The sequence below is a fragment of the Roseateles chitinivorans genome (assembly GCF_002761755.1).
Taxonomy (GTDB): Bacteria; Pseudomonadota; Gammaproteobacteria; order Burkholderiales; family Burkholderiaceae_C; genus Roseateles; species Roseateles chitinivorans.
Genome location: NZ_PEOG01000076.1, coordinates 15470 through 27439, shown reverse-complemented (window position 1 = coordinate 27439; position 11970 = coordinate 15470). Strand labels below are relative to the sequence as shown.

Here is an 11970-nt window from a genome sequence, read left to right as displayed (position 1 = left end):
CGTCGAGGACACGCATCAGACGCATCTGGTCGCCGCCGGTGATGAACAGCAGCTGGGCACTGGCCAGGACCGCAGTCGCGTGCTCGTCCTGCGCATCGCCGTGCGACCGAAGAGGCGGCCCGGCTGGCGCAGGCGCGGGCCCGCGGCGCGCGACTGGTGCTGGACAGCTTCGACAACTATTTCCTGAACGAGTCCGGCGACCCGGCCCGCGCCGACCTGCTGGCCGCCTATCGCGAGGCACTGCCGCTGTTCGCGCTGTTCACCGTCTCGTCGCCGGGGCTCAAGCCGCTGCTGGAGGCCGAGCTCCCCCCCGAGCTGCGGGCCGCCGCGCCGGTGCGGGTCGTCGGCGATCCGGTCGAGACACCGGCGGCGGCGCGCGACTTCGAATCGCTGCCGCATCGCCTGCATCCGGGCCGCTGGGGCGGTCACTGGCGCGCCTGGCGCGAGCTGCGTGAACACCGGGCGCAGCGCCGTCAGGCCCGCCAGCTGATGTGGTTCGGCAATCACGGCAGCGCCTATGCGACCGGCGGCATGGCCGAGCTCGAGCGCCTGCTGCCGATGCTGGAAGCCGCGTCGCGCCGGCAGCCGCTGCGACTGACGGTCGTCAGCAACTCCGAGCAGCGCTACCGCGAGCTGCTGGGCCGCGCGGCCTTCCCGCACCGCTACCGCCCGTGGGACCGGCTGCACTTCCTGTCGCTGCTGGGCGAGCAGGACCTGGTGCTGCTGCCGGCCCGCATGACCGCCTTCACGATGGCCAAGAGCAACAACCGCATGCTGCTGGCGCTCGCCCAGGGCGTGCCGGTGATGGCCGATCCCTTGCCCGACTACCAGCCCTGGCGCGCGTTCTGCGCGCTGGACGAGTGGGACCGCCTGGCCGAGCACATCGTCGACCCGGCCCCGCTGGCCACCCGAGCCCGCGCCGCGATGCCCGCCATCGAGCGCGACTACTCCACGCGCGCCATCGCCGCCCAATGGCGCGAGGCGCTGCAAGCTCCCGCTGCCCGATGAGCCGCATGACCCCTGAAGCCCTCGCCATGCCGCAGGCGCCCGTCGCCGATGCAGCGCCGGTCGCCGTTGGCGCCGGTTCCCCGGTGGACGCCGGATCGATGCCGGCGTCCTCGCCCGACGAGCCGCTGGCGATCGCCATCGTGCTGCCGCAGTTTCATCCGATCCCGGAGAACGATGCCTGGTGGGGCAAGGGCTTCACCGAGTGGCGCAACGTCGCCAAGGCGAGGCCCCTCTACAAGGGCCATCACCAGCCGCATCTGCCGGGGGAACTCGGCTTCTACGACCTGCGCCTGCCCGAGGCGCGGGCGGCGCAGGCGGCGCTGGCGCGGCAGTACGGCATCGGCGGCTTCTGCTACTACCACTACTGGTTCAACGGCCACCGGCTGCTGGAGCGGCCGGTCGAGGAGATCCGCGCCAGCGGCGAACCGGACTTCCCCTACTGCCTGGCCTGGGCCAACGAGAACTGGAGCCGCGCCTGGAACGGCAGCGAGCGCGAGATGCTGATGGAGCAGCGCTACTCCGACGAGGACGACGAGGCGCACATCCGCACCCTGCTGCCGCATTTCCGCGATCCGCGCTACATCCGCATCGACGGCAAGCCGCTGTTCATCGTCTACAAGGTCGACCACCTGCCCGATCCGCGGCGCACGCTCGACACCTGGCGCCGCATCGCGCGCGAGGAAGGCGTCGGCGAGCTGACGCTGGCCCAGTTCGAATGGAGCGGCACCGGCTCCGGCGCCGATCCGCGCGAGGTGGGCCTGGACCTGTCGATCGAGTTCGCGCCCGACTGGCGGCGCCTGGGCGGGCGGCACTTCACCGGCTGGAAGTCGCGGCTGCTGATGACCCTGGGCCTGCTGCCCAAGGCCTATGGCGAGCACAACTTCTTCGACTACGAGCGCATGGTCGACGGCGTGCTGGCCAAGCCGGCACCGCGGTATCCCTTCCTGCGCTGCGTCAGCCCCGGCTTCGACAACAGCGCGCGGCGCGCGTCCGGCGCGACGATCCTGATGAACAACACGCCGGCCCGCTATCGCCGCTGGCTCGAGGCCGCGCTCGCCTGGACGCGCCAGCACCAGCCGCCGAAACGCCAGGTGGTGTTCATCAACGCCTGGAACGAATGGGCCGAGGGCAACCACCTCGAGCCCGACACCAGGAACGGCCACGCCTATCTGGAAGCGACCCGGGACGCGCTGCGCCAGGGCCGCTGAGCCGCGCCCAGTTCCGCTGCCCGGCCGCTGGACCGGCGAGCGCGGAGGAACGCCTGCCCCATGCCGATCGGACCGGACGGTTCAGCGCCGGATCCAGGCCGCGCACGCCGCCTGATGCCGTGCCACCGAGCCCCGCATCGACGCGAGCGCCTCCTCGGTGCGCCGCAGGTCCTCGGCGATGCGCGGTGCATGGTCGATCGCGGCCAGCCAGTAGTCGCACATGGTGGCCTCGTCATCGCACTCGTGCAGCACGCCGCGGTCGCGCAGCAGCCGGTAGACGGGATAGGACGGATAGGTCGTGTCCCAGCCGCCGCGGATCGTCAGCGGCTTGTTGAGCCCCAGCGGTTCCAGCACGTTGTGGTCGACGCCGACATGCGCGACGCTCGCCGCGGCATAGAAGTCCCGCAACTCGCCGACGGTGTCCAGCACCAGGCATTGCACCTGCGGCGCGAGCGCGCCGTCCGCCAGCTGCGAGCGCCGCGCCACCACCAGGCCAGCCTCGCCGAGTTGCGCCAGCAGCGCGGTCATGCGCTCGAGGTTCTCCGGATGACGAGGCGCGAGGATCAGCAGCGCCCGCGGGTGCGTGCGGCGCAGCCGCTCGAAGGCGCCGAGCACCTGGTGCTGCTCGGCCAGCTCGGTGACGCAGCCGCCCACGATCACCGGACGGTCGGTGGCGAGCAGGTCGCCCAGCAGGCGCGGGCTGCGCGTGGCCTGCTCGACGCGCCAGTCGGCCCGCCGCATCGCATCGAACTTCATGTTGCCGGTGACCTGCAGCCGATCGCGCGGCGCGCCGCGCGCCTCGAGCGCGCGCGCGGTCTCGGCGTCCTGCACGCACAGCACATCGAAGGCGCCGAGGAAGTCCCGCTCCAGCAGGCGACGCTCGAGCTGGTCCAGCCGCGCCGGCGGGTCGTAGTGATAGAGCCAGCCATTGAGCATCAGCGTGGCGGCGCCGCAGCGGCGCGCCTCCCGCAGGAAGGCGTAGGAGAAGCGGCAGGGCGCTTCCGACGGCAGGCAGGGGATCTCCGCCAGCGCCAGCATCGCCGGCGGCAGCATGCGCGCGAGCCGGCGCGCGTCGCTGCTGTGGCCGCGGCTGATGCAGACCACCGCCTGCGGCAGGCGCGCCAGGTAGGCCTCGCGGTAATGCGCGTGCTCGGTGATCAGCACCGGGCGCAGGTCGGGGCGCTGCGCGGTCAGCCATTCGATCATCGGCGCCACCGCGTTGAGCTCGCCGATCGTGGTCACGTAGAACCACAGGGCGGGGCCGCGTGCGTCGGCCGGTGCCAGCGAGAACGCGCCCAGCGTGTTGTTGCCGCGCAGGTCGCTCAGGCGCTCCAGGGCGCGAAACAGCGCCCAGCGCAGCGCCTCGCCGGGCCGGCTCGGGGCCGGCACCGCCGACGCGGGAAGGGACGGGGTCAGCTCAGGCATGGCGGCTCCGCAAATGGGTCAGGGCGCGTCGCACCTCGGTCATCGCCGGGTGCCGCAGCAGCGCGGCGCAGCCCAGCCAGGCGAGCGCGCCCGCCACGATGCACAGGACCAGGCGCGGGATCAGCGGCAGGCCGAGCTCGTGGCTGGCCAGCTGCGCCAGGCCCAGCCCGGCGCAGCAGCCCAGCGCGAGCTGCGCGCTGACCCAGCTCGGGCCGAACAGCTCACGCGGACGGGCCTGCAGCACCTCGGTCAGGTGGCGGGTGTACATCGCAACCTGCACCAGGTTGCCGATCAGGAAGACGGCGGCCACCGCATGCAGGTTCCAGAAGGCGGCCAGGCCCACGCAGGCCAGGTGCGTCGGCCCATACCAGAGCGCCACCGACAGCCGGCGGCGGATCTGGCCGGTGGCCGCGAGCGCATTGGGCGCCAGCATCGTCAGCGCGTAGGGCAGGCCGGCCAGCGCGAGCAGCGTGGCCAGCGGCGCGGCCTCGTGCCATTGCGGCCCGAACAGCAGCGCGATGATGTCGCCCGACATCAGCGCCACGCCGCCCATGAAGGGCCAGGCGACACCGGTGAAGATCGCGGTGCCCTTGGCATAGGGGGACACCAGGCTGTGGCCGGCGCGGTGGTCCGCGGCCAGGGCGGGCGTGGCCACGCGCAGGATCGCGGAACTGACCGTCTGCGCCAGCAGGTCGATCAGCCCGGTCGCGCGGCTGAACAGGCCCAGCGCGGTGAAGCCGAAGACCTTGCCGATGATCAGTTCATGGCCGTTGCGCGAGCCGGACTCGACCAGCCGCGACCCGGTGAACATCGCGCCGAAGCGCAGCTGGCGGCCGGCGCCGCGCAGTCGCGGCAGCAGCAGCGCGTCGCGCGGTCGCAGCCAGACCAGGATGGCCACCTGCACCGCGATCCCGGCCACCGGTCCCCAGGCCAGGCTCATCGCGCCATGGCCGCTCCAGGCCAGCGCGATGCTGGTGGCGGCGTTGGCGGCATTGGCGCTGACCTGGACGACGAAGACCTGGTGGAAGGCCATCTCGCGGTTGAGCAGCGCGAAGGACGGCGAGGCCAGCGGCAGCATCACGAAGTTCAGGCTCAGCACCAGCAGCAGGTCGGCCAGCAGCGGCTCGTGGTACCAGTCGGCCAGCAGGAAGCGGCCGCCCAGGATGGCCAGTGCGATGCCCCAGGCCATCAGCAGGGTGATGGTGAAGGCGCTGCGCAACTTGTCGCGATCGAGTTCGCGCTCCTGGATCAGGTACTCGCTGACGCCGAAGTCCCGCAGGATCGACGCCAGGTTGGTGACCACCGCGCACAGCGAATAGACGCCGACCTGGGTCGGCGTCAGCAGCCGCGCCAGGATCATCGTGGTCGGCACGGTGATCAGCAGGCTCAGGTAGCGCTCGGCGAAGGACCATGCCAACGCGCCGCGCACCGTCGGCGACTTGCTCATGCGCCGCCCTTCATGGCGCAGAGCCGGCGCTTGCCGGGGCGGGCGCGTCGGCGGTGACGGCGGCGGGGCTGTCGTCCGCTGGCGGGGTCGTCGACGAAGCGCCGCGGCGCAGCCATTGCTTGAGCATCGGCACCCAGCGCCAGCGGTACAGCGTGGCGTGGTGGATGGGGCGGGCCTCGGCGGTCCAGCGCGTGTGCCACTCCATGACCTTGCCGTAGAACTCGATGCGGCGGATCGGGCCGCCCGCGGCGGCGGCCTCGAACAGCTGCTGGAACTGCAGTTGGCGCATCAGCGTCGACGGCGACACCGCCTTGTGCGCCTCGTCGTAGGCGGTCTTGAGGATCACGATCTTCGCGCCCGACTCGATGCACAGGTCCATCGCGACGACGGCGTCGTCGAACCAGTACTGGTACAGGCGGGCGCGGCCCTCGCGCGCGAAGGCCTCCAGCATCGCGCGGTAGAACTCGTACTGCGGATGGCCCGGGGCGATCGCGGTGCCCTCGGAGCCCTTCCAGCCGCTGGCCTCGAGCTGGCCGTAGCGCACCAGCGCCGGCGCCACCTCCTCGGGCCGTGTCAGGCATTCGAGCCGGGTGACCGTGCCGGCCGTGTCCAGCTTCTTCTGCTGCTTGCGCAGGTTCTGGCGCAGGTTCTTGCCGCGGGCTTCCCAATAGGTCTCGAAGTCCCCGGCCAGGTCCACCCAGGCCGTGTCGATGTAGTCCTGCCCGCGCCAGCGCGCGCCATCGGCGGCGCGCGGATGGAAGAGGCTGTCCAGCTGCGTCAGGCCCAGCGCCAGCGCGGACATCGGCAGCGCGCGCAGCAGCCCGTCGGCCAGCGGCGCCAGCGGCTCGCCGGCCTCGCTCAGCCACGCGCCCAGCGGCAGCTGGGAGGGTTGGAAGGTCGACCATTGCCCCGCGCCGGACGGCGCCACGATGGCCGCCGCGTGCGGCGCCTGCGGGTCGCCCAGCAGGGCGAGGCGCTCGCGGCCGGTGCCGAAGGAGCGCAGCAGCGGCGCGAGGAAGGCGCTCTCGAGGAAGGGCAGGCCGGCCACGCGTGCCTGCAGCGCGTCCCAGGCGACGGTGTGAGGCGCGAAGGCGGTCGCGTCCGGCAGCGGGACCAGGGTCCAGCGCGCGTCGGCGGGCAGGGGCGGCGGCGGGGCGCGCTTCGGGCTTGTCGCGCTCGTCTCGTGCGTGGCGCTCGACACGCGCGTGGCACTGGTGGCGCTCGCCGCACGGGGCGAGGTCGTCGGCGCGGCCGGCGTGGTCGACGTGGTCGGCGTGTTGGGGGTCGTCGGCGTCATGGGCGGGCCTCGGCGGTGGGCATCTGGGGGGCGCAGGCCTCGTCGAGCACGCTGGCGAGCTCGCCGGTGCGCGACTCGCGCGAGGCGGCGGCGATGGCATGCGCCGCGGGCAACGCGGCGCGGCCGTGGAACAGGTCGTCCAGGAAGCGGTCGAGCGCGGCCGCGACGCCGGGCCCGTCCTCCAGCGCCGCGATCTGCGGCAGGCCGGCGCGGCGCATCAGCTGCGCGGTGTCGCCGGCCGGGTCGGCCAGCGTCAGCACCGGTCGGCGCGCGCGCAGGTACTCGTAGGCCTTGGCGGGAATCTGGTCGTTGCAGTCCTTCGACTGCAGCAGCAGCAGCGCGTCGGCGCGCAGCATCTCTGCCAGCGCGTCGGCATAGGGCAGCGGCGGTGCGACTTCGACCAGGTCGGCCACATCCAGCCGCCGGGCCAGCGCGAGGACGAAGTCGTCATGCGCGGTCGCGCGCAGCCGCAGCCGCAGCCTTCTCGCGTCGACACGGCCCGCGGCCTTGGCGGCGGCCAGCGCCTCGAACAGCCGCGCCGGGCTGCGCCAGTCGGGATAGACGACGCCGCTGTGCAGCAGCACGCGCGGGCCCGCGACTGTCGCGGTCGTCCGGGACATCGCCGCCGTGGCAGCCGTTGCTGTCGACATCGACGCCGACGACGACGACGCGGACGACGCTGCCGCCCCGGCGTTCTCGACCTCGCTCCGCACGACCCGCTCGGCCTGCTGGAAGGCGGCCTCGCTGTAGCCGTTCTCGATCACGCGCAGGCGGTCGGCGGCGGCGGGATAGCGCTGGGCGTAGAGCCGCGCCGCGCCGGGCGTCGTGAAGGTGCAGCGCGCCGCGCGCGCGAAGACCTTGCGCTCGACCGCCGCGAAGCTGCGCCACAGCACCGGATCGGCCGGATAGCCGTCGTGGGCCATCGGGTCGCGGAAGTCGGCGACCCAGGGCAGGCCGCTCAGGCGCGACAGCCAGTAGCCGACCAGGTGGGCGGTCGGGATCGGATAGGTGCTCCAGATCACGTCGGGGCGTGTCTGGCGGATCAGCCGCAGGCCGGCCGGCACGGCGCCGAGCAGCCAGCTGTGCCAGCGGTCCGGCCGCGCCAGGAAGCCCGGGTAGCGGCCGCCGATCGACAGGTGCCGCGCGGCGTCCAGCGCGAAGGCGCGCCGCACCGGCAGGTCCGGCGGGACCTCGTCGAGCAGGTCGTCGCCGGTGTGCGGATGCACCCGCGGATGCGCGGTCAGCACGCTCGGCGACCAGCCCAGCGCCGGCAGCTGCTGCGCGAAGCGCAAGGCCCGCTGCACGCCGCTGCTGCCCGCCATCGGCGGGAACTGGAAGGTCACCATGAGCACGCGCCGCATGACCGGGGCCTCAGCGCGCGGGCGCGATGAAGAGGCGCTCGACCTGCTCGACGATGCGGCGCAGGTCGGCGTCGGTGAGGTCCTGGTGGCAGGCCAGCTGAAGCACATGGTGCGACCAGGCCTTGCCGGCATCGCCCGGCAGCGCCGGCACGCCGGGCCACAGCCGGTCCCAGCGCGACACCGGCACGCCCAGCCGGCGCATCTCCAGGTAGCCCGGGTCGGGCGTGCGCACCCACAGCGGGAAGACATAGGGCGCGCAGTCCGGCGGCAGGATCGGCAGCAGCGGATGGACGCCGTCGCGACCGCTGAAGGCTTCGGTGAACAGCGCGTAGTTGCGGCGGCGGGCCTCGACGATGCGACGGCGCGGCACCCGCCGCGAGATCCAGCCGCTGGCCCGCGTCAACGCGCGGTGGGACAGCGGCAGGTCGATCAGCGCCATGTTGGCGTCGATCTCGCTGCTCTCGTCGAGCTCGCCGTACTGGCTCGGCGCGGCCGGCGCGCCGCCGCCGCTCACCACGCGGCGCAGCGCGCTCTTGAGCGCGAAGGCGCCGCGGATCAGCCGGTTCAGTCCCGTCAGGCGATCGTGCGTGGCCCCCATGTGCAGGATGTCGGAGGCGGCCTTGACCTGCTCGATGCGGCCGGCGGGCGTCAGCGGCGGCAGGGTCAGGTCGGCGCGGTTGAGCGCGAGGATCCCGCCCTCGGGCGTCGGGAAGAACTTGGTCAGGCTGGCGATCGCGACGTCGCCCCAGGAGCCGATCGGTCGGGCGCCGGCGCGGCCGAACATCGCGTGCGCGCAGTCCTCGATCAGCGCGATGCCGCGTGCGTCGCACCAGGCGCGCACCGCGTCCATCGGCTGCGGCAGGCCGAAGTAGTGCGGCACCAGCAGCGCCTTCGGATGCGCCGGTCCGTGGGCCGACAGCCAGTCCAGCCGCGGCACGCCGTGCTCGTCGATCGGATAGAAGGCCGCGTCGGCGCCCAGCGTCTTCACCGGCGAGACCATCGTCGGGCAGTGGTAGGACGGCAGCAGCACCAGGTCGCCCGGGCCGACGTTCAGGCACTCGAGCGCCAGCAGGATCGCCGCGCGTCCGCTGGTGGTGGGCAGATGGCGCGGGTGATCGAGCAGGCTGTGCTGGTCGACCTGGGCGGCACCGGCGAAGGTGCGCCAGCCGATGACGGGCAGCCGGGGCGCGAGCATGGGAGGCGGGGCGCTCAAGTCGGAGGGCCTGCCGGTCAGCGGCCGGCGGGCGGGGTGGCGGCGTCGGGCGCCGAGGCCGGTCCGGAGGCCGACGCCGGCGCGGAACTCGGCGGGGAACTCGGCGCGGATGCCGCGGCGGCTTCCCCCGGCAGCTGGATGTCCGACGGCCAGCGGTTGATCGCGATCAGGCGCTGGCGCAGCACCGGGTGCGTCATGCCGGCGCCATAGGCACGGCGGGCGGCATCCACGGCCATGTCGACCTGGTTGAGGTCCAGCGCGACCATGCCCACGTTGTAGACCGAGAACGCGTTGTCGCCGGTCAGCTTGGATGCGGCCTCGAGCTGCTCCTTGGCCGGTCCGGCCTTGCCCTTGCCGTTCAGGTAGCCGGCGTAGATGAGGCGCACGATGACGTCGTCCGACTTCCAGGCCAGCGCGCGCTTGAAGTAGCAGTCGACGGTGAACAGCGCGTCGGGCGGTTGGTCCCGCCTGGTGCGCTCGCCGTAGAGCATCATCGCCACCAGCGCCCGGTGGTGGTTCGGGAAGGCGCGCAGCGTGTAGTCGATGTCGCTGCCGATCGAGCCGCGCTTGCACTTGACCAGCGCCTCGCAGGTGTCGATGAAGTGGGCGCCTTCGACCATCAGCAGCGGCGACATCTGCTTGGTCACCGGGTCGATCTCTGGCGCGTCCTTGTACTGGCGGTAGTCGTAGGGGCCGTAGTTGTTGGCCAGCCCGCCGCAGCCCACGCCCTGCGCGATGGCGGCATGGGTGGCGGCGGCGCCGGCCAGTGCCAGCGCGAGGGTGCGCCAGCCGGCGCGGGGGAACGGAAGGGCGGACATGGCGGTGCTCCGGGTGGGCCGGGGTTCCGGTCAGGTGGCGGCCGGCACGTCGCGGACGAAGGCGGCGGTGAGCCGCTCGACCTGCGCGCGCCAGGCGGCGGTGGAGAAGGTGTGGTCCGCGTCGGGCAGGTCCTCGCGGCGCAGGCCGGGGCGGCCGAGCAGGCCGCGCCAGGCCGGGCCGCCGTCGCGGCAGCGGTCCAGGAATTCCTTGGCGACGTAGTCGTCGCCGGACAGGATCAGCAGCACCGGGCCGCCGAAGGCACGCAGGCCGTCGGCCATCTGTTCGGTGTAGTGGCGACGGTCCGCGGCCGCCGCATCGGCTGGCGTCGCGGTGCCCGCGGGCGCGGCGCGACCCTGCGCGAGCTTGCCCAGCAACTCGCGGACGGCGCCCAGGCCGACCCGGCCGCTCAGCAGCTTGCGCCAGAAGGCTGGCTGGCGCAGACGGTCCAGGTAGTAGTGCCTGACCTGCGTGCGGGCCAGGCTGGCCTCGGTGCGGACCCAGGGATTGGCCAGGCACAGGCCGGCGATGCGCGCGTCGCGGCGGCGATGCACGTAGAGCAGCGCGGCCGAGGCGGCGTCGCACAGGCCCCAGAGCACCACGCGCCGAAGCGCCGGGCGCTCCCGCTGCCAGGCGTCGAGGGCGGCGGCGATGTCGGCGTCAAGCTGGTCGAAACCACGCTGCTCGCCTTCGGCGTCGCCCATGCCGCGGTGATCGAGTCGCAGGCAGGGCAGGCCGGTGGCGGCCAGCGCGCGACCCAGCAGGGTGAACTGGCGGTGGCTGCCGACGCGGTATTGCGGCCCGCCGACGATCAGTAGCACGCCGGTGTCGGCCGGCGGCATGTCGGCCATCGACGCGGCGGCCGGCTCGCTCAACAGGCCGACCAGCGCGGCGCCCTCGCAGTCGATGCGCAGCAGGCTGTCGCGATGGGGGGCGGCGGGGAGGGCGCTCATGCGGCGATGGCCTCGGCAGGCGGTGCGGCGAAGTCGGTCTCGGCGCGCAGCGCGGCGAGGCTGGCCTCGATCAGGCGCGGCGCTTCCTCGATCTCGGTCGCGGCCCAGAAGGAGGGTCCCTGGCAGACCGCGGCGCGGACCTCGGCGCCCTGGGCCTGCCAGGCCTGGACCGCCATCGCCGCGGCGGGGGTGAGCGTGGCGTCCTCGCGCGGCGACAGCTCCAGCCAGGCGACCCGCGCCACGCGCGGAGAAGGCTTCAGCTGAGCGGCGTCCAGGCCGTCGGCCAGCGCGGGGGCCAGCAGGTAGCCGGCGATCTCGACCGGCTCGCCGCGAGCGAGCTGGTCGCGCAGCGCCTGGACGGCGCCCTTGGCCTGGCCTCCGATCAGGTCGGCGGCCACGCGCAGTCGCATGAACTGCTGGAGCTGGAGCTTGCCCGCGGTCACCGGTTGCCACAGCAGCAGATGCAGCGGCCGGTCGATGACCGCGTCGAACGCGGCGGGCGCGAGCAGGGCGCCGGCGCGCAGGCCCCAGAGCCACAGCGGCGGCCGGCGGCCGTCGGGGCCGGGACGGACACGCGCATCGAGCCAGGTGGCGGCCAGGCGGACATCGTCCTGCCAGTGCGCCCAGGTGGCATCGCCGAAGTCGCCGCTGCTGTCGCCGCAGCCCAGCAGGTCCAGCGTCAGCACCTCGAAGCCGTCGGCGGCGAAGGCGCGCGCGGCCATCGCCGTCATGCGACGGGACTTGTTCATCTCCTCCGCGAAGGGCGGCAGGAGCAGGATCTGGCCGCGCGGCGCGGCGCTGAAAGGCGCGGCGGCGGCATGGTGCACGCACAGCCGCTGGCCGCGCGCGCCGGCATCCAGGAAGAACGGCGTGTCGGCGGCGGCCATGGGATCCGGGCGCGGCGGCGGACGGCCGCTCAGGCGGCGAGCTTGCCGTTCACGAAGTCCAGCAGGGCGCCCACCGTGGCGAAGGTGGCGCCGTCGATCTCGTCGTCGTCCACGACGATGCCGAACTGTTCCTCGAGCGCGGTGATCAGGCTGACGACCGCCATGGAGTCGAGCTCCGGGATCGCGCCCAGCAGCGCGGTGTCGACGGTGAAGTCCTTCGCGCGGCCTTCCAGGCTCAGGACGTCGTCGAGGATGGCGAGCAGGTGGTGTTGGGTGTTCATGATCGGGGCGGATCTTAACTGTGGCCCCCTCTGGGAGCCCCCGGGGCGCCCCCCCATCCCAAGGGGATCTCCCC

The 11970-nt window shown here is 73.4% G+C and carries 12 protein-coding genes; 3 read left to right on the top strand and 9 right to left on the bottom strand.

The genetic code is table 11. From position 1 onward, the window contains the following. From CS062_RS27055 to CS062_RS21265, 3 genes are all read left to right on the top strand, one after another. Nucleotides 1-187, top strand: a 187-nt coding sequence (locus CS062_RS27055) for a hypothetical protein (RefSeq protein WP_233218196.1), incomplete at its 5' end; no start/stop codon positions are given. Beyond that, nucleotides 157-1008 carry a glycosyltransferase family protein gene (locus CS062_RS21270; RefSeq protein ID WP_099863556.1) on the top strand — a complete coding sequence of 284 codons (852 nt, stop codon included), beginning with the start codon at nt 157-159 and terminating at the stop codon, nt 1006-1008. The genes CS062_RS27055 and CS062_RS21270, both read left to right, overlap by 31 nt. A gap of 5 nt (nt 1009-1013) precedes the next feature. Next, entirely contained in the window at nt 1014-2216 is a 1203-nt protein-coding gene (locus CS062_RS21265; protein ID WP_199174313.1) for a glycoside hydrolase family 99-like domain-containing protein, read from the top strand. An 81-nt stretch (nt 2217-2297) separates the two neighbouring features. On the opposite strand, the gene CS062_RS21260 is transcribed toward CS062_RS21265, so the two are convergent. From CS062_RS21260 to CS062_RS21220, 9 genes are read right to left on the bottom strand one after another with little or no spacing between them, the layout of a single operon-like run. Further along, the gene (locus CS062_RS21260) at nt 2298-3641 is read right to left on the bottom strand and encodes a 3-deoxy-D-manno-octulosonic acid transferase (RefSeq protein WP_099863555.1); all 1344 of its coding nucleotides are present in this window, start codon (nt 3639-3641) and stop codon (nt 2298-2300) included. Continuing rightward, nucleotides 3634-5088, bottom strand: a complete 1455-nt coding sequence (locus CS062_RS21255; protein ID WP_099863554.1) for an oligosaccharide flippase family protein — start codon at nt 5086-5088, stop codon at nt 3634-3636. The genes CS062_RS21260 and CS062_RS21255 overlap by 8 nt, the downstream gene beginning before the upstream one ends. Before the next feature lie 10 nt (nt 5089-5098). Beyond that, entirely contained in the window at nt 5099-6385 is a 1287-nt protein-coding gene (locus CS062_RS21250; RefSeq protein WP_099863553.1) for a GNAT family N-acetyltransferase, read from the bottom strand. Beyond that, nucleotides 6382-7746: a glycosyltransferase gene (locus CS062_RS21245; RefSeq protein WP_233218195.1), complete on the bottom strand. Its 1365-nt coding sequence runs from the start codon at nt 7744-7746 to the stop codon at nt 6382-6384. Before CS062_RS21245 ends, CS062_RS21250 begins: the two co-directional genes overlap by 4 nt. A 10-nt stretch (nt 7747-7756) precedes the next feature. Next, nucleotides 7757-8941 carry a DegT/DnrJ/EryC1/StrS family aminotransferase gene (locus CS062_RS21240; RefSeq protein WP_099863552.1) on the bottom strand — a complete coding sequence of 395 codons (1185 nt, stop codon included), beginning with the start codon at nt 8939-8941 and terminating at the stop codon, nt 7757-7759. Between the two features lie 35 nt (nt 8942-8976). Continuing rightward, the gene (locus CS062_RS21235; protein WP_099863551.1) at nt 8977-9777 is read right to left on the bottom strand and encodes a tetratricopeptide repeat protein; all 801 of its coding nucleotides are present in this window, start codon (nt 9775-9777) and stop codon (nt 8977-8979) included. A gap of 30 nt (nt 9778-9807) precedes the next feature. After that, the gene (locus CS062_RS21230) at nt 9808-10728 is read right to left on the bottom strand and encodes a hydrolase 1, exosortase A system-associated (RefSeq protein WP_099863550.1); all 921 of its coding nucleotides are present in this window, start codon (nt 10726-10728) and stop codon (nt 9808-9810) included. Beyond that, entirely contained in the window at nt 10725-11615 is an 891-nt protein-coding gene (locus tag CS062_RS21225) for a hydrolase 2, exosortase A system-associated (protein ID WP_099863549.1), read from the bottom strand. Before CS062_RS21225 ends, CS062_RS21230 begins: the two co-directional genes overlap by 4 nt. A gap of 29 nt (nt 11616-11644) precedes the next feature. Further along, nucleotides 11645-11896, bottom strand: coding sequence for an acyl carrier protein (locus tag CS062_RS21220; protein WP_091732902.1), 252 nt, complete (start codon nt 11894-11896; stop codon nt 11645-11647). Nucleotides 11897-11970 lie beyond the last annotated feature (74 nt).